The following is a 19,495-nucleotide window of genomic DNA, read 5'->3' as shown; positions in this document are numbered from 1 at the left end:
GGCCAGCAAGACGCCGCGAACGGTGCTTGGCAGAGCTCAGCAATCAAATCGCGCGGCTGGCGATCGGGAGTTCCGCCGGGCGTTTGTCGGCCGGAATGTCTGCGACGCTCATGGGGTACGTCGCGTGTTGCTCGGCGAACTCGATCGAGCACTGCAGCGCCTCGAGAATCTTCTGCGTCTGCTTATCGAAGTGCAGGTAACTGCCCATGATCGTGTGCGCGTACTCGAATTTCGTGGGCCCCATCAGCGCGGCCCGGACGAAATTGCGCAGGTACAACCACCGCGTGCGGCGGTCCGACAACATCCGTCGCGCGATGGTCCAAAACCCCCGTGACATGCGACGCATTTCCCAGCCGTTGGGCACGTGCTTGTTTTGAATCTTGATCCGCGCGGTCGTATCCATCACGCGTGCCATGAATGCTTGCGGAGAATAAACCGAACGGACAATCGTCTGAAGTTCTTTGTAGATCTCCACCCGATTCCGCATCGTGACGAAATTCAGGCCGCTGGCGGTCTGGTCACGGGACTCATTGCTGCGCAGTTCATAGGGCCCGTCCAATTCATCGACCCAGCGATGGTTGGCATCGATCAAACGACGTTCCTTGATCAATCGCCGCGTCAGCTGCGTGTTGGGCAACGCGCTCAGCAAACCGACCATCGCCAAGGAGATGCCGCTCTCCTGGATAAACCTGACCATTGGACCATCGGTTCCCGGCTTGTCGGTATCGAACCCGATGATCAGACCCGCGGCGACGGAAATGCCGTGATCGTAAATCGTGCGGACCCGTTGGATGATGGGGGCGACCGTGTTGATCCGTTTTTGCGTGTGGATCAGCGTCTCTTCGTCCGGCGACTCGATCCCCAGGAACACGTATCGGAACTGTGTCTCCCGCATCAGCTCCAACAACTCCCGGTCATCGGCCAGATTCAAACTGGCTTCGGTGGAGAACACGAACGGGTAGCGGTGTTCGCGATTCCAGTCCTTCAACGCCAGCAACAAGGGTTTGATCAGTTTCCGATTGCCGATGAAGTTGTCATCGGTGAAATCCACCCAGCCGCGATAGCCTTGTTCATACAGCAGGTCCAGTTCGCCCAGGAACTGCTCCGGCGTTTTCACGCGGGGGCGTCGCCCAAACAATTCGATGATGTCGCAAAACTCGCAGTTGTACGGGCAGCCGCGCGAGGTTTGCAGACCGACGTGCAGGTAGTCGTCAAAAGAGATCAAGTCAAACCGCGGCCGTGGCGTCAGCCGTACGTCCGGTTTGTCCGGTGACTCGAACACGCCGCGCGGGTTCCCAGCGCGCCATTGGTCCAGCCACAACGGGACGGATGCTTCACCTTCACCGACGACGACCGCGTCCGCTTCGCGATAGATCTGCGGCTGACTGGACGGATCGGGACCGCCCACCGCGACGAACGTACCGTCCGAATTGGCACGCCTGACCAGGCTTAAGATCCCGGGCTGCTGAGGCAACATCCCGCCGGTGCAAACCAGATCCGCCCATTCCCAGTCCGCATCGGCAAGCGGCCCGACGTTCAAATCGACCAGCCGAAACTCCCAGTGCTGAGGCAACAGTGCCGCGACGGTCAGCAAGCCAAGCGGTGGCGCCGTCGCCTTGGCGCCGATCGCCCGCGCGCTCTCCACAAAGTTCCAATAGTTGGTTTGTTCGAACTCAGGCTGGATCAACAGACAGCGCACCGCTGCGTCCGGGCTGCCGGGCAGACGTGTCGCCGAATCCGTGAAATCATCCTGTCGGATGTTGTTGTGCTGTAGGTCATCGTACATCGAGTGCAACCGAAACGATCGTCACGATAGGAACAGCCTCCTTGCGATCAAACCTCCGTCAAACACGGTTTGTGGTCAGCTGAGTCTAACCACGGGTCACCGCAAGCGAGCACCAAACTTCGAAAAACCGCGTCGGCGGCGGTCGCCGGCAGCACCTGCCGTTCGCGTCGGAGCGGCCCATCAAGAAGAATCCAAAACAATTTGCCGCGGCGGCATGTCGGGCAATCGCGTCCAACGATCCGCTACAGCGAGACAGGGCCGAATTATCAACCGATAGCCGACCTTCATTCAGACGGTTGTCGCCGACGCAAGATTTACTTTCTGTTAACGACGAATAGACTGGCCACGTCGGCGTGCGGGGGGTGATTCGTCCGCCGACCGCGGTGCTCCCTGTCCAGGCTTCCCCATGCCATCCCTTTCCCGCCCTGTAAACCTGCCGGAAAACCTGCTGATCACCGGCGCGACCGGAATGGTGGGAGCGAGCGTTTTGGCGCGGCTCTCCCTTGCGGGCCGTCGATGCGTGGTCGTGGCGCGCGACAAGGGGGCGATCTCGGCACAGGACCGCCTGGACGGGATTCTGCGACGATTTGAATCCGCCTGGGACACCACGCTGCCGCGTCCCATCGTGTTTCGCGGCGACATCAACCAGGTCGACTTGGGGCTGGATGCCGAAGCACGTCGATGGATCGCGCGGCATTGCGACAGCGTGCTTCACAGCGCCGCGAGCCTGAGCTTTCTACCCGCCGCGGAGAACCCCGAGGGCGAACCTTACCGAACCAATCTGGGCGGGACCGAGAACGTCCTGAAATTTGCCGACCGGTGTGGGCTGCGCCATTTCTTTCACGTCTCCACCGCCTACGTGTGCGGAATCCAGTCTGGTCGCGTGCGAGAAGACTCACTGAACCATGGGCAAGCGTTCGCCAACGACTACGAACACAGCAAGGTTCAAGCCGAAAGTTTGGCCCGCGAGTTCTGGTTGGACGCAAACGTCCCCCAGCGATCCCTGACGGTATTTCGCCCCTCGATCGTCATCGATCCGCTCGGGCTGACGCCGGTGTCCGGAGACCGCACGATCTACGCCGCGTTCTCGATGTATCAGATGCTGGCGACGCGATTCGGGTTGCCCGAAGACGGTGAATGGTTTCGAAATCTGGGCTTCGACGGACAAGAACACAAAAACCTGATCGATGTGCACTGGATTGCTCGGGCGATCGAAACCGTTTTGGGCGACCCGCGGCATCGCGGGCGTGTGTATCACCTGACCGCCGACGGTGGCACACCGATTGGCAGTCTGGACGCCGCTTTTCGGACGGCCACCGAACGCTTCTTGAATCAACGCCAACGGACCACGCCGCCGCGCACCGACCGTTCCCAATCATCGGATCAGATCCGCGCGCAGATCGACCAGATGGCGGCTCCCTTTGTGAAGACGTTTCTGCCGCACTTCCGCGACGACCCGTCGTTTGACCGAAGCAATATCGATCGGGTGATTGCGACGAGTGACCTTCCGTCGCCGCCCCACATCGACCGTGATGAACTGCTGCAGATGATCGGGAATTGGACCGCCGGCACGCGTCCTGCGAAACACCGCGACTCGCAAGACGGGCACCGCCCGCGACGAGCAGTGACTCGACGTCGAGTGTATCGTGCAACCGAAACCTCCCAGCATCCCGACGCTGGCAGTCAAACGCCGGTGTGTTCCAAAGATAGCTCTCCCGCGGATCATCCGGGACAGCCGGACGCCGTGGCCGACGATACCGCCGCGGATGACATCGTGTTGTGCGGCTACGAAGTGCGCTTACCCGGCGGGGTCGACAATGCTTTGCAGTTTGAAAAACTGCTTTACCAGGGTCGCTCGGCCATCGACGTGCTTCCCGCTGAACGATTGGATCGATCGCTGTACATGGATCCGCATGTCGGCACACCAGGAAAGACGTACACAGAAATCGGCGGCTGGGTGGATCCCACACCGGTCGATCCCGGCGTGGCATCGGACATCGATCGGATCGGTGAATTTGATCTGACGCACCGCCAATTCGCCCAAGTCGCCGTCGCGGCGATGAAGTCGGCGATCGGTCGTGGACGTGGGCAATCGCTGGACGGGATTTCTCGCGACCGTGCCGGCATCTTTGTCGGACACAGCGGCGGCACCGAGTTGGGCGGCAGCCTGGCGCTTGCCACACTCGCCGACGCGGCAACGCTGCCCATCGTTGAAAGTCGCGAGGGGGCGATTCCCGAAACGCTGGCCCAACAGGTCCGCAAGCGTGTCAGCGAAGCCATCCGCCGCAATCGCCCCCGTCGCGAGGCGGACGGATCTCCCGAACTAAACGCGTACGCCGCCGCATCGCTTGCCGCCCGGTTGCTGGATTTTCGCGGACGTCGTGAGGTCATTGACGCCGCGTGCTCTTCGTCCCTGATCGCCCTCCAGCACGCCGCGAGTGCGATCCGCCGGGGACGCCTGGATGTGGCCGTCGTCGGTGGCGCCACCTACAACAACGTGGACAACCTGGCATTGTTTTCTCAGACCGGTGCCTGCAGCGCGACCGGTTCATTCCCCTTCGACCAGCGGGCCAGTGGGCTGGTCAGCAGCGAAGGCTACGTCGCCGTGGTCGTTGCGAAACGTTCGGCCGCGGTCGCTGCCGGCTTGAACATCCTGGCGACACTTCAGGGCGTGGGCATCTCATCCGACGGCAAGGGCAAGGGGCTGTGGGCACCGCGCAGTGAGGGCCAGCAATTGGCCATGCGTCGCGCTTGCGATCCCAAGGATCCGCTGCGGATCGACTACCTGGAATGTCACGCGACCAGCACTCAGGTCGGCGACGCAACCGAGCTTGAAAGCTTGCAGACTCTGCTGACCGATCGGCCGCGCAAGCCTCTGCCCATCGGCAGCGTGAAGAGCAACCTGGGACACTTGTTGGAAGCCGCCGGACTGGTCGGGCTGGTCAAGTGTGTGATCGCGATGCGTCGCGGTGAGATGCCACCATCGATCAATTTTGAGAATCCGACGACCTCTTTTGACTGGAACGCAAATACGGTGCGTGTCGTTGATGCGGTTGAACCTTGGCCAGAGGTGGATCCGTCGAACCATGGACGTACCGCCGCGGTCAATGCGTTCGGCATCGGCGGCCTGAATGCGCACGCGGTCATCATGCAGTCCGCGGGCAGCGACCGCCCCAACCCCATGCCTGCCGGACGTCCGATGCCGCGACGAACGGTCGATGGGCCGCCAGACAAAAAACCTTCTGAACCGTTGGCGATCGTGGGTCGGGGCTTGGTTCTGCCCGGCGCCCGCTCGGTGGAGCAATTGGGCGAACTTCTAGCCAGCGGACGCTGTGTGCTGCAACCGCCCCCGCCGCAACGCTGGCCAAGCGACGGTGGATCGACTTGCGGATCGGTCCGTCCGATCGGGATTACCGACGACGGTTCGGTGGGGATCCCGCCGGTCCTTTGCGGCTACGTGGAAGGGTTCCAGTTCGACGCGCAATCGTACCGGATCCCGCCCAAACTGGTTGGCAACGCCAATCCGGCGCAGTTGATGCTGATCGATGCCGTCCGCCAAGCGATCGAAGAGTTTGACGGCGGCAAATGGTCGGTTGATCGACAACGGGTCGGTGTCAGCATCGGAACCATGTTCGGCGGTCAGTTCAGCAATGAACTTCAGGTCGGTCTGCGGCTGCCTGAAATCTGCCGGCACCTGGTGCAAGCAGCGGTGCAGCAAGGCGTCGACCTGGAATCGGCGCAGCGATGGGCAGAAGCTTACCGACAGGCTGCGTTGGCGACTTACCCGGCGCTGCTGGACGAAACCGGAGGCTTCACCGCCAGCACGTTGGCTTCGCGGATCGCCCGCACCTTCGACTTGATGGGCGGTGCCTGTGCCGTGGATGCCGATGAGGCGTCCGGCGGGCTGGCATTGTTGACGGCCGCAGAACAGCTGGCCCAGGGAGACGTGGATCTGATGATCTGCGGAACGACCCAGCGATCGCTTGACCTGGTCGCCCTGGAACAATTGTATCGAAACGGCCGGTTGGCAACGGCGGCACCCCAACAACTGGGCTCGGATGATCCGTCGCGGATCTTCCCGGCCGAAGGGGTCGTGATCATGCTGTTGCAACGGCTTTCGGATGCCAAGCGAGCGAACCGCCCGATCTTTGGTGTCATCGATGGTCTGGCCGAATCGTATTGCGAGAATGTTCCGCTGGCGCGACAGACGTTGGCGGATCAAGAAAACGCCGACGCCGGCCATCCGTCCACCCGGATCCGACGTCAGATCGGGCACCTGGGCGGAGGTCACGGTTTCGTTCAAACCGTCGCGATGACGCTGGCCGACGCCGACAACTTGCATCAGAATCGAGACGTCCGGGACAACGCAACGGTCACCGAGATTGCCGCCGACGGATACCAGATTCGCTACACGGTCTCTCCCCCGCATCGCCAACGTCCCGTCATGACCCGGCCCCAGTCCGCTTCCCGCCAAGACACCTTGAACATCAACGCGAACTCACAGCCGGTCCAGGCAGTCTGCCTTCGAGCTTCCAGTCGTGAGGACTTGGCCACACAATTGAAACAGATCGCCGAGCGGCAGGTGACCGACCCGGTTCGCCACTTCGCCGCTGATCCGGCGAATCAGGACGACGTGGCGGCAAATCCAATGATCGCGGGGATCGTCGGTCGCAGCAGCGACGAGCTGGCTGAAGCGGCCGCGGCCTTGCTGAAAGGCCCAATGTCCGTTGGGCAAAGTGGCACCGCGTCTCGACACGCCGCCTTCGTCAAGTTGGATGACATCACCGGCGACCGAATCGCATGGACGTTCCCCGGCCAGGGTTCTCAGTACGCCGGCCAACCTCGTACGTTTGAGCTTGATCCGCAGTGCCTCGAATCCGTCGCCGAATTCGACTCCCAGCTGCAGCAATTCAAATTGCCACCGGTCGGGGATCGCTTGAACGATCCCGAATCTAAATTGGGTCGGGAAATCTGGTGGACCCAAGCCTGGTTGTTGGCCGTCGGCACGGCACTGACCGGCTTCCTGACTCGACGTGGTTTGCGTCCCGACGTCGTCCTGGGCCACAGCTTTGGAGAGTGCACGGCGGCTTGGGCTGCTGGAGTGATGTCGACCGCACAAGCCATCGAATTTGCCAAGGCACGTAGCGAAGCCGTCACGCTGCACGGCGGACCCCATGGTGAACTGCTCTCGGTGCGTGCGGAGCCATCACGTGTTGACGCGATCCTGCGACATCAACACAACGCTTGCACGATCACTCACCACAACGCACCCGAGCAAACGGTGATCGCTGGCGATCCGGAATCGATCGCGATGGCGAAACGTCACCTGTCCGCCGAGGGCGTGGCATCGGTGGTCATTCCCGTTCCGGCGGCCTTTCACACCCCCGCCATGCGCGCCGCTCGCGAGGTGTTGGACGCCCGCCAGAAACACGTCACGATGCGTCCGCCACGGTTCGCATTCCTGTCGGCGACGCAAAACCGTTACTTGGCCGAACCCGACGACATCCGTTCCAACCTGATCGACCAACTGGTCACACCGGTCGGATTCAGCGCCGCGCTGGAACGCCTGGTTGCCGACGGGTGTGGCTTGATCATCGAAGTCGGACCGAGCAACGTACTGACTCGGTTGGCGACGGCAACGGTCACGTCGCGGGCGCTCTGCCTGAGTGCAGACGATCCTCAGATCGATGCCGGCTGTCAGGTGAAACTGATCGAACTGGCCAGCCTTGCGTTCGGCACCAGTCCAATGCAGAACGTCTCGGCACCGCACGCGTCGCCGTCCGCGGACCGCCCATCCGAGACGCCTTCAACCTTCGCGCAGCCGATCCGCGATGCCCAGCCACAACCCCAGGGCGTTGACCGATTCCGCATGGTCGACGTGACCCGGCGCGGCCGCCGAAACGGCCCCCCGTCCACAGCGGCTGCCCCTCCCTCGGGTCATCGCTCGCCGAAAAATCATGCTTCGCGTCCAACTCTGAACGGGACCAGGAACGGGGTCAACAAACGACACAACGGTGCCGCTGCTGCGTTGGCAACGACGTCCACGGTCACGTCCGCCGTAGCCGAAACGGCCACGGCCGATCCGGCGCCGAGCAACGTTAGCCACCGTCGTCCGGAAAGCGCCCGCGCGTTTTTGTTCGATTTGGTTGTCGACTTGACCGGCTACGCTCCGGACATCATCGATTTCGAGGCCGACCTGGAAGCGGAACTGGGAATCGACAGCATCAAGAAGGCCCAGCTGATCGGAGAGTTGGTTCAGTGGGGCGGCCTGCAGGTCACCACCACCGATATCCGATTGTCGGACTACCGATCGATGGCAGATATCCTGGGGTTGTTGCAGCAACATCCGTCAGCCGGGGCCGACACTTTCGACGCCGTCACGACACGCCAACCAGAATCTGCCGTCCAGCCGCCATCGCCGCATGCCGCAACGGCGGACAATGCGGTAGAGTCCAGTGCGGCTCAGTCCACTGCTGCTCAGTCCAATGACGTGGATCCGATCGCGTTGGAACGCCTGATGATCGACCTGCTTGTCGACCAGACCGGCTACGATGAATCCTTGATCGACATGGATGCGGACCTGGAATCCGAACTTGGCATCGACAGCATCAAACGGGCGCAATTGTTGGGCGAGTTGGAACAACAATTTGATCTTCCGCCGATCCAACATGCCAACTTGAAGCTGGCCGACTTCCCCACGCTGGCCTCCATCCATGGTTTCATCCTGGAACAGGTCGCCAACGCGAAAAAAAAAAGTCCTGCCTGCTAGATGATTCGGTCGGACTCCGGCGTCCTGCGAGGGACGCGGCGGAGGCTGAGTCGCCTGTCAAGCCACCCGTTCCGGTTCCTTCCAGCGGCACGCATCGTTTTCTGCTGACCTTGCGTTCGTCGCAGCGACCGGTCGGCATGCCGACCTCTCCCACGTTTCACGGCAAGGCCCTGGTGCTGGGCGACAACGATCTGGCGGATTCGTTGGTCGCCAGGCTGCGGCAGTCCGGAGTTCCGGTTGATCATCTGAAGTCTCCGGCGTTGTCGACCCTTGATGCTCAATTGCAAGAGCTTTGGCAAAGCGGCGTTTCGCTGCACGTCTTCCTGACCACCGCCCATGATGCGGACGCGAATTGGGCAGCTGACGATCCGATCGGATTTCGGCGACGTCGCGAACCCGGTCTGCAAGTCCCGTATCGCTTGTGTCAACTTTGGATGCAGCGCGTCATTGACGCGGAACAAATGGACGATGCGACACTGGTCACGGTGGTGCGTGGCGGAGGAAGACTGGGGATTTCGCCCCTGGATGGTTCCCCCGACCAGGTGTCGCTTGAAACCGGCAGCATGTCCGGTTTGACAAAGGCGATGTCGATCGAAGCCTGGGTTCGCGGTTATCGCGACACGCCGATGCTGGTGATCGACCCCGCCCGCGATCAAAGTCCCAACGAGATCGTGGACGGCGTCTGGCGGGAATTGGCGGTTCCCTCCTATGACGAAGAGGTGGTAGTCTCGCCGGACGGCCGCACGGTCGTCTCCGGTCGTCACACGCCGTTGCCCTCCGGTGCCGGCTCGCAGCATCCCGGCAACACCCGTTATCCGCTGACCCCAGGCGGCGTGTGGGTGGTGGCGGGCGGTGGCCGTGGCATCACCGCAATGACCGCCATGGCGTTGGCCGAACGTCATGATCTTTCCCTGCATTTGTTGGGCATGGCACCAACGCCGAACATCGATGCGGAAACCCGCGACCATGCAATACGCGACCGCGCGGATCTGCGTCGCGTAACCATGCGTCGCGTCCAAGCGGCCGGTGACAATCCGGTCAAGCACTGGCGGCAGATGGAAAAGGCGATCGAAATCGATCTGACATTGCGCGAGTGCGAGCGGCGTGGCATCCAGGCGACTTACCACAGCGTCGACATCTCCGACAGTGACGCTGTCGAAAACGCATTGGAAATCATCCGTCGTACCGACGGACCGATTCGCGGCGTGATCCAAGGTGCCGGCTCGGGCCAAGATGCCCGATTCGATCGAAAGCGTCCCGACAAGGTGGATCAATGTCTAAGCGCGAAGATCGACGGGACCGTCGCGTTGGCTCACGCGACACGCCAGGATCCGCTGGAATGGTTCGTCGGATTCGGTTCCATCAGTGGACGGTTCGGTGCCAACGGCCACACCGACTATTCAGCGGCCAACGACATGTTGGCCAAACTGATCGGAGGCCTCGGTCGTCGTCGACCGACAACCCGTTGCGTCACCTTCCACTGGCACGCCTGGGGTGACATCGGAATGGCGACGAAGCCGGAAGCCAAACTTGCCCTGGACATGATCGGAATGAATTTCATGCCGGCCACCGAGGGCTTGGAACACTTTTTGAACGAGCTGGAGCGGGGCGGCGATGCCAGCGAAGTGTTGATCACCGACCGCCGCTACATCCGCAAGTTCTTTCAGGGCGGTGAGGACGAAGTGCCATTCAGTGCGCCCATGCTGTTGCCGAATCGACGCGGCGATGCGGAGACACCGATTGCACACACTTCCGAATTTACGGTGACGTTGGACCCGACGCATGATCGCTTCCTGAACCAGCATCTGGTTTCCGGAACTCCCACCCTGCCGATGGCCATGGCGGTTGAGCTGATTGCCGAGGCAGCTCAGATCGACAGCGGGCGACCCGTGACGGCACTCACGGAAGTGCGGGCAATCGCGCCGCTGAAAGTCCCGGGCGACGATGCATTTGCGGTGGAACTGTTTCACGCACCGGACCAGCCTTCCCGATGGACTCTGGCCTGCGACCTGCGACGCCGGGATGGACGCTTGGTGCAGTCCCGCCGTCCGCATTTTGAAGCGATCGCGGCGCACCAACAGACGACAGCGGATGACTGGACCCATTCGCCCGAGAACGGTCGCAGGCTGCAGATCGACATGAACTGGGTCGAATATTTGCCGCCCGAGGCTCCGGTCTTCCATGGTCAAGAACTGCGGTGCTTGCGAAAGATCGGATTCACTCATGACCCGGCGGGCTCCGGCGCGCCTTTGGCTGTGGGGACAATTGTCGCTCCCAGCCCGTCACACTTGGCCGGAGACCATCGGCCGCTTAGCGGCTGGATCACATCGCCCGCAACCGTCGACGCGATGCTGTATGCCGCCGGGATGTTGGCCGGGTCTGTCGCGGCACGGCCCAGTCTGCCGATTTCGATCGGTCGCATGGACCTGGGACGGCTGCCCCTGCCGGGAGAACGGGTGCACGTGACTGCCCGCTGGCTGGGCGAGCTTGAGGGCGGACGCGGTGGGCGACTTTCGGTTTTGGCAGTCGGCGACAACGACCAACTGATCGCTCGGCTGGGCGATTACCGAATCGGGTGGCTGGCGTCGTAGACCGTAAATTCAAAACATTCCGCCCGCCAAATGCCCGGCTTCGGCCGCATTTGGCGGAACGGAATCCTGTGCCACCGAAGCCGGTTAAAATGCCAGCTGCCTGTATTCCTTCCCGCCGTCTTAACCTTGCGCACCTCCGTGACACTGAACGATTTGGACGGCCGCCGTGCTCTCGTTACCGGGGCCAGTCGCGGCATCGGCCGCGCCATTGCACTGCAACTCGCGCGACAGGGCGCGTCGGTGGCGATCAACTTTCTCAATTCCGAAGCCGATGCGGTTGCCACGGCCGAACAAATTGACGCGGTCGGACGCGACGTGATGCTGGTGCGCGCGGATGTCTCTTGTCGAGAAGACGTCTCGGCCATGGTCGAACAGGTGGTCGACGCATTTGGCGGACTGGACATTGTCGTCAGCAATGCCGCCGCGGGCGGGTTCCGCGACCTGATGGAATTGACACCGGTCAATCTGGAAGCAACGCTGCGAATCAATTCGGCTTCCCTGCTGTGGCTGGTCCAGGCGGCCGCTGAATCACTTTCGGCGTCATCGCGGCACGGAAAGGTGATCGCCATCAGCAGCCATGGCGCCCACTGGGCCGTTCCACACTACGGCGCCATTGGTGCATCCAAGGCAGCGTTGGAAGCCCTGATTCGCCACCTGGCTTTGGAGCTTGGCGATCGCGGGATCAATTTCAACAGCGTGTTGCCCGGGATCATTGCGACCGATGCGGTGGCGACCATGCCCGGTGTGGAATCCTTGATCGATGCGGCCACCCAGCGGATGATGGTCGGCGAACGCAAACTGTGCGAACAGGATGTCGCGGACCTCGTCGCCTTCCTCGCCGGTCCCCGCAGCGACTTGATCCAGGGTCAAACAATCGTGATCGATGGCGGAGTGAGCATCCGTGTCTGAAGCGACGGTTCAATCGAATCCGGCGACGGCACACCGCGCCGGCGATGACGCGGGAACGTATCCCAGTTCGGTCGTGGAACGCTATCTGTCGCGAAAAGTCCACGGCACCGGCATGGTCTTCGAATCGATCTTCCGCTTGGACTCTGCTCCGGAGATCGAGCCGCTACGTCAGGCTTGGCTCCAAACCGTGCAACGCCATCGTCGATTGCGGTCCACTTTGTCCGGAACCGGCAGGCATCAACACTGGCAGCTCACCGAGATCAGGATCCCGCGTTGCTTCGCGGTGTCGGACGCACCGCTGACCGATCGTTCTGGCGGACTTCCCCTGCCAAACGTTCGCGACGGCGTGGGCGGCGTTCTGACCGTCTCTCGGTGCCAGACGCGGCCGGGAATCCGTTTTCAATTCCACCACGGAGCATGCGACGGGATCGGTGCGGCGCGGATTGTCGGCGACTTTTTTGCCGCGCTGCATGGCCATTCTCGGACACCAACGTCACAGCACGAGCCTCCGACGGCGGACGACGACGACGGCACCACGGCTGCAGCCGCGGAAACAACGTCCGAATCGGATGGCGGCGGATCTTCCGCGGGTGATGCCACCGGTACGGTGACGTTGCCAGATTTCCGCAACACATGGAAGACGATTCGCGGCCGCAACGTTCGATTCGCACCTCACGTCGTTCGCCAGGTCCGCAAAGCATCATCGGAGCCGATTGAATTCGACCATGGCGAATTTGCCCGGGACACCCTCTTGCTGGAGCTGGACACGCTGACGTCCGCCAATCTGCGCCGCTGGCTGCGAACCAAAAAGCTTCCGTTGAATGACTTTGCCGTTGCGGCGGTGTCGTTGGCGTTGGCGGAACACTCCAGCAGCGTGGCCGGTCGCCGGATGCACGTGATGGTCGTCAATCCGGTGCAAATGCGCAGTTGGCAACAACGACGCTGTTCCGCCAATCACTTGGGTTTCGCGTTCATCCGCCGTCGGCATGCCGATTTAGACAGCGCGAACCCGGCATCAGTCGAACAAGCGATCGATTCCATTCACCAGGAATTGCATTCGGTTCGATCGCTGGGGATCGCCGGAGAACTGATGTGGGGCATCGGCCAGGTCGAGCGGATTCCGGGAGTGCTACCGGTGATGGAACGCACCGGCTGGTTCAGCCCTACCGCCAGCGTGACCAGTCTGTCGAGTGTCCGCTACGCACGGCGATATGGATTCGCCGGAGGCCCAAAAGTTGGCGACGCGGACATTTTACGATTTTCGATGGCCGCCCCGCTGCAGCATGACGGACAATTGGCGGTAACCGTCTGGGACGTGGCGGGAACGATCGGGTTGTCGTTCCGTGTCGCTCAAGCCGAAACGGATTGGCTGGCGGCGGCGAACGCGGTCGCTGATTCGATCCGCAAACTTTCCGGCGCCGTTTCCAGTTCCGTGCTTCAACCAGCGACTGTCTGATGGACCAAAACTTTTTGAAACCCGCCACGATTCTGATTCTGATCGTCCTGGTCGTGTACCTGGCCATCCATCGAATCCGAAACACGGCACCGGATGTGAAACAAACATCGCGGTCGTTGTTGGTCAACGAGTTCAGTGATCCGGAGGCGGCGGCGAAAAGAAAAGCGTTGGAAGAGACCACGCTGGGATCGTTCCGAGAATTGGAAGAACGTCGTCAAGCCGAATCCAAGACCAAAAACAAGGCTTCGTTGCAGCGTGACCTGACCCTGCGGATCGGCGCCATTGGCGCCACACCGAGCCGCGATGAAATCACGATCCTGTCCAAGTTCCCCTACGCGAACAGCGAGGTACGCACCGCCTATTCGAACGCCATCGATCGGACTTGCCGGTTGTTGGTGCCGGGGATCGCCGTCGCGCCGCCACTGGTCAAACCGGAATCCGGTCAAGGCGGAACCTTGGGCCGTCTGTCCGTGCTGACCATCGGCTTGGAATACGATGATTCGGGCCCCAGAGAATTGCCGGCCGTCACGCGTGGCCAAGTGATTCAGTACTTTGACGACCACCGATTGGCCGTCCAGCCGATGCTGTATTACGACACGGAGAATCGGCCCTACTTTGGAACCGACTGCCAGGCGGCGTTTTTTGAACTGGACCGTCCGGGGCTGACGGTTCCGGCCGAGCCGATGATCGAAACAGCAATCGGCCGCTTCCGCGCCCTGGGCATCGTCGGTGCGGATCGAGACGACGTCAACGAAGACGAGATCCTGGGACGCACGCTCGCTTTGGCGTTCACCTTCGTCAAGACGGACCCGACGATCAGCGGGGAGGCCGACCGTCCCATCACGACCACGGAACTTCTGCTGCTGCATTTGACGCCGACTTGCACCGCCGACAATCCCGAAGTCCAAGTGTTCGTCACCAGTGATGACCGCGCGAATCTGCATCGCTTGGAAACGGACGGACTGCAACTGAACGCGGGCTTGCCCACCATTTCCGCCGATGTGCAGTTCAACAAGACCGTGCTGATGGGCATGTACCCGGCCGACCCCGTTGTCAGCGGCATCCACTTTCGCTCGGCGGGAATCCTTTCCACGGACACACTAAGACGGCTGAGTCAAACCGAGGAAGACAAGCCGACGGTCAGTCTGACGGAAATCCTGGACCGCTTTGGCAGTCTGGCTGGCGCATCATCGAGCGATTGAGCCACGATGCCCCGTCGCAGCAACCGCGAACTTCCGCCCGCGACCCGTCGCGGGTTGCCGTCGCCGCGAACGCCCGGGCATTGGTAAGCTTGCGGCATGAACGTTGATGAAATCGCGATGGAAGCCCTCTCGCTGGACGATCCCGATCGGCGTGAAGCGTTTCTCACCGAAGCCTGCGACGGGGATCAACGGCTCCGCCAGAAAGTGGAGTCGCTGTTGGCGGCTCTCGAACAAACCGAAGACGGACCGTTCCTGGCGTCCGGATTGTTCGGCAGCAGCGATCAGCCATCCGCCTCAAGCACCGCATCGAATGCGTCAGGCGGTGGCAGCGAACGATTCGAGATCCGATCGCGGCACGCACTTGGTGGCTTGGGTGAGGTTTGGGTCGCATTTGACCGACAGCTCGGCCGCGAAGTCGCCCTCAAACAGATCCGTCCGGAGTGGGCGCGGAACACGGACGCCACGGCCCGGTTCCGCCGCGAAGCGGAGATCACCGGGTTTCTGGAGCACCCGGGCGTGGTGCCGATCTATTCGCTCGGTCAATCAGAAGACGGGCGGCCCTACTATGCGATGCAATTCATCCGAGGGCGCACCCTGGAACAAGTCGTGACCGACCACCTGGTCGGTCACGCATCCAACCCGAACCGCCATGGATGGTACGACAACGCGACGCTGCGGGCGATCCTGGACGACTTCGTCGATGTCTGCCAGACCATCGACTATGCACACAGCCGCGGCGTCGTGCATCGCGACCTGAAGCCCGCCAACATCATGCTCGGACGTTACGGCCAGACCCTGGTTGTCGACTGGGGACTGGCAAAGATCCTGGATCAACCCGAGGACCAATCGGATGCCGCCGAACCGGGAACAATCGCTCCCGCATCGGCACCCGCGGCACGCAAGGATTTCGGACAGACGCCGCCCGACAACGCGACTCGTCACGGCGCCGCGATGGGGACGCCGCGCTTCATGAGCCCCGAACAAGCAGCCGGAAAGACCGACCAGATTCGCCCCGCGACTGACATCTACTGCCTGGGCGCGACGCTGTACTATGCCTTGACCGGACAGCCCCCGCACGTCGGCCAGAACGATCTGTCGTCCACCCTGGAACGCATCACCACCGGTCGATTCCCACCGCCTTCGACGGTGCGTTCGCAAGTGCCGAAGCCGCTGCAAGCGATTGTTTTGAAAGCGATGGCGACCGATCCGCTGCACCGCTACGCGTCGGCCGGTCAGCTTGCCGATGACGTCAAACGTTATCTGGCGGACGAACCGATCTCGGTCTTTCGCGACCGCCTTCCGAAACGCATTTCACGGTGGACTCGAAAACACCCGGCCCTGTCCGCCGCGGCTCTGGTCGGCTTGCTGTTGACGTTCGCCGGCACGGTTGCGGGACTGTCGATCCGCCAGGAGATGGCTCGCAGGGAAGCCATCGCGCTGCATCGCCAACGAGACTCTGAAAACCGATTGCAGATCCAACGGGAAGCAAGGCGGCTGAAGGCGGTCGCCGCCACCGACGCCGCCAGCGTCCGGGCCGACGCCGCGATTGCCGAAAACCGCTACGCCGACGCCGCGGAGTTGATCCGAGTCGCGATCGATCAGTCCGCTGACCAGCCTTCTTTGACAGATCGCCGCGAACGGTGGACCGCACAACACGAACGAATCGCCCGATTGGGAAAATTCAATTCGCTGCGTCAGGCGGGACAGGATCTGGATTTCCTGGGACGCGACACCGAAGCCGCGGTGCTGCTGCAACAATCGCTGGACGAATTGGGTTTCTGGCAGTCCGACACGTGGTGGGACGAACTTCCCGACGACGATCTGTCGCCCCAGCAACGCGACCGGCTGCGTTGGGACGTCTACCGTGTTCTGACCTCTTTGAATTCCTTGTATTTGACCCGGATGGTCAAGGTGATGGGCGGGGAATCCGATTCGGGTGCCCCCAGCCCGCTCCGGCTGATCCGCAGCTATCTGGCCACCGACGCTGGGACGCGTGAGGCCCGCGCGACACTGGAGCTGACCCGCCGGATTCAATCCTTTCGGCCCAGCGAGGCCGCGGACTGGCTGGGAAGCATCGCCGCATTTCGTGTCCGCGAGGGCGAACGAGTTTCCGCCGGCGAATTGGGGCCTCCTCAAAATGCGGCGGACGGGGTGGCTTTGGCGGTTTACAGTCTGATTGCCAGTGTCGATTCAAATTACCGGTCTTGGTTCGACGGCTATGGCAAAACTTTCCTGGCGTTGGACGATGATGATCCGCAACAACGCTGTCTGCGCGTCGCCCGCGAAACGCTGCGAAGGGTTTCCGATGATGCGGCCGATGACTTCTGGCTCCGACTGACCCTGGGGCAGACATACTTTCTGATCGCTCAACACGCCGAACGAAACAACCAGATCGCCAGCGCGATCGAGAACTACGAACTTTCTCGAGCAGAATACGGCCGCTGCATCGCCATTCGCCCCGACGCGCCGTTCGGCTTCGCGGACCGATCGACGGTCGCGCTGCGACAGGCCGTTTTGCTGCGGGACCACGCCGGCGCCACCGAGCACGATCGAGCCCGGGCTGCCGAACTGCTGCGACTCAGTCAGCGAGACGCCAATCAGGCGCAGCGGATTTCGCCGTCGTCTCCCTGGGTTTATTGGCACGTGGGCGCCACCGCCGCGGAACGAGGGATGTCCGCAACCGCCACCGAGGCCTTGTTGACCGCCGCCGAATTGGGATTCGATGTCGGGGCGGATTTGGATGCCCCGATGGTGCGTTTGGATGACGTCCGGGGCCGGGCGGCCGGTCTGCTGTTCGCACGAACTGCAGCCGAAAGCCTTCCCCCATTCAATCCCTCTGCCCCCGACACCGATGCGGATTCCGCGCGGCAAGCTGTACTCGTGGCGGCTTTGGAAATGTCGCGCGGGGAAATCGACCCAGCCCGCCAGTGGTCTCTGCGAGCGATCCAATACGATTCCGACAACTCGCGCGCGCATCGCATCGCCGGCTGGTGTCACTATCGAGCCCAGCAGTGGAATGATGCGGAAGAACACTTCCAACGCGCGATCGCCATCGATCCGGCCGACGCGATCGCTTTGATCGGCGCGGCCCAATTGGCCGACCGCACGGACGCCGGTTCGATGGAGCAGGCCGACCGTTGGTACCAGTCGGCCATTCGTACCGCGAAGTCCGATCGGCAGCGAGCGATCGCCTACCTGGGACTGGCTCAACACGCGTTACGCCGCGGCGACTTGAATCAGGCATTGTCGTTGATCCAAGCGGCTCGACAATTGGACGCTGCCTGTGATCTATCCCACTTCTCGCAACTGGGACGCGACGAAGCAAAACGTTTGCTCCTAAAAAGCAAATCGACTCCCTCGGCCCAGGAGCGCGAGCAGATCATGGAAACCATTCTGGCCTTGCGCGACTTCATGCAGCAGATTGCGTCGCTTCCGATCGCGTCGGTCACTCAAATCTTGGAAACCTCGTCCGAACGACCGCCGCAGCATCTGCCGCTGTTATGCGGGGGATTCGAATTGCCGGTGGAGACGTATTGGCAGATGGAAATCAGCCGCCCGGAAGCTGGCGATGCTGCGATTCCGGCTGGTTTCCAAACTCCGTTTCAACGTACCGGCACCGATAGCCATTCCGGTCAATTCTGTCTGAGCATTCGATCCGGACGCGTTGGGAAAGAGTCCACGAGGTGGCGTTTGGAACAGCGAATCCCGGCCCAGGCCGGTCACACCTACCAACTTTCCGGAGTCGCCAACATCGTCGGCAAGCAAACTCCGGCGGTGACGCTGCGGGTGCTCAACGCGGAAGGAGAATTGGCTTCGGTCATTCCGACCTCATCGACGACTTGGCAACCGTTCACCGTCCACTTCGAAGTCCCTTCGGGCTCGCCGGCGTTCACGGATCTGACGGTGGAAATCCAGGTGTCCGGTGAGGTTGCAGGCAAAATCCTGCTGGATGACCTGCGAATATCCCTGGTCCAGTGAAGCACCATGGATAGGGCGACAGAAGACACGTTCACGCGCCCGGAGGCCGCGTAGGGAGAGTGATTGAGACTGCACAACACTCTATGGGAGCGTGAAACATGGGTTCCAACGCCGAAACTGTCGCCCTCGGACCGGGAAGCAACAATTCACCAAAAACACAAATTCAGTCCCTAAGTTTTCCCATTTTGCTGCGTTAGTTTGAAACCGAGCGAGCTTAGAATCGGTTTTGCTGCAGGTGTGCTACGACGACCCGGCCCATGACGGAGACGCTCCGATGTCCCAATCGCCCGCCAGCCTTCCGAACTTTCCGTACAGGATTCAAATCGCCTCGCCTTGCGCGGTGGATTGGGATTCGATGTCTGGCGACGAGCGCGTCCGTCACTGCAGCGCCTGCTCGCGCCGTGTGTACAACCTGTCGGAAATGAACACAAAACAGGTGGTGTCGCTGATCTCGGAGCGCGACGGGGACGTTTGCGGTCGACTGTATTGTCGGCCCGACGGAACGGTGATTACCAGCGACTGCGTGCGTGGTCGACCAAAACCGAGAACCGGATACCAGTACTCAATCGCAGCCCTGCTTACCTGTGTGACGGCTTCGGCGGGATTCTGTGCGACGCTGCCGTGGATCGGACGCAAGCTCCAACCGATCATTCAGAGCTGGCTCCAGCCGGACCCGCCGCCCACCGCACCCAACACGGCGGTGATGGGGATGATGATCGCGCCGCCGACGGCGATCCCCGCTGACGGTACCGTCGACTTCGTCCTCGACATGGAAGCAATGCAGTGAGCGTTTTTTTTGACGCG

General features: G+C 61.8%; 8 protein-coding genes. 7 read left to right on the top strand and 1 reads right to left on the bottom strand.

Going from position 1 to position 19,495, the window contains the following annotated elements:
* Window positions 1–43: 43 nt before the first annotated feature.
* Window positions 44–1,786, bottom strand: a complete 1,743-nt coding sequence (locus FYK55_RS00700; protein ID WP_201743583.1) for a B12-binding domain-containing radical SAM protein — start codon at window positions 1,784–1,786, stop codon at window positions 44–46.
* A gap of 406 nt (window positions 1,787–2,192) precedes the next feature.
* Here FYK55_RS00700 and FYK55_RS00695 point away from each other — a divergent pair, with 406 nt between their 5' ends.
* From FYK55_RS00695 to FYK55_RS00665, 7 genes are all read left to right on the top strand, one after another.
* Window positions 2,193–8,555: a type I polyketide synthase gene (locus tag FYK55_RS00695; RefSeq protein WP_150074080.1), complete on the top strand. Its 6,363-nt coding sequence runs from the start codon at window positions 2,193–2,195 to the stop codon at window positions 8,553–8,555.
* Between the two features lie 137 nt (window positions 8,556–8,692).
* A complete protein-coding gene (locus tag FYK55_RS00690) occupies window positions 8,693–11,146 on the top strand; it encodes an SDR family oxidoreductase (RefSeq protein WP_150074079.1) in 2,454 nt (817 codons plus the stop codon).
* A 138-nt stretch (window positions 11,147–11,284) separates the two neighbouring features.
* Complete coding sequence (locus FYK55_RS00685) at window positions 11,285–12,055, top strand: SDR family oxidoreductase (RefSeq protein ID WP_235908321.1); 771 nt, start codon at window positions 11,285–11,287, stop codon at window positions 12,053–12,055.
* Window positions 12,048–13,511 carry a hypothetical protein gene (locus tag FYK55_RS00680; protein ID WP_150074077.1) on the top strand — a complete coding sequence of 488 codons (1,464 nt, stop codon included), beginning with the start codon at window positions 12,048–12,050 and terminating at the stop codon, window positions 13,509–13,511. The genes FYK55_RS00685 and FYK55_RS00680 overlap by 8 nt, the downstream gene beginning before the upstream one ends.
* Complete coding sequence (locus FYK55_RS00675; RefSeq protein WP_150074076.1) at window positions 13,511–14,713, top strand: hypothetical protein; 1,203 nt, start codon at window positions 13,511–13,513, stop codon at window positions 14,711–14,713. The genes FYK55_RS00680 and FYK55_RS00675 overlap by 1 nt, the downstream gene beginning before the upstream one ends.
* A gap of 96 nt (window positions 14,714–14,809) precedes the next feature.
* Window positions 14,810–18,691, top strand: coding sequence for a protein kinase domain-containing protein (locus FYK55_RS00670; protein WP_150074075.1), 3,882 nt, complete (start codon window positions 14,810–14,812; stop codon window positions 18,689–18,691).
* A 274-nt stretch (window positions 18,692–18,965) separates the two neighbouring features.
* Complete coding sequence (locus FYK55_RS00665) at window positions 18,966–19,478, top strand: hypothetical protein (RefSeq protein ID WP_150074074.1); 513 nt, start codon at window positions 18,966–18,968, stop codon at window positions 19,476–19,478.
* Window positions 19,479–19,495 lie beyond the last annotated feature (17 nt).

The sequence above is a fragment of the Roseiconus nitratireducens genome, from assembly GCF_008629675.1.
Lineage (GTDB): Bacteria > Planctomycetota > Planctomycetia > Pirellulales > Pirellulaceae > Stieleria > Stieleria nitratireducens.
This window is presented reverse-complemented; position numbering and strand designations above follow the sequence as displayed.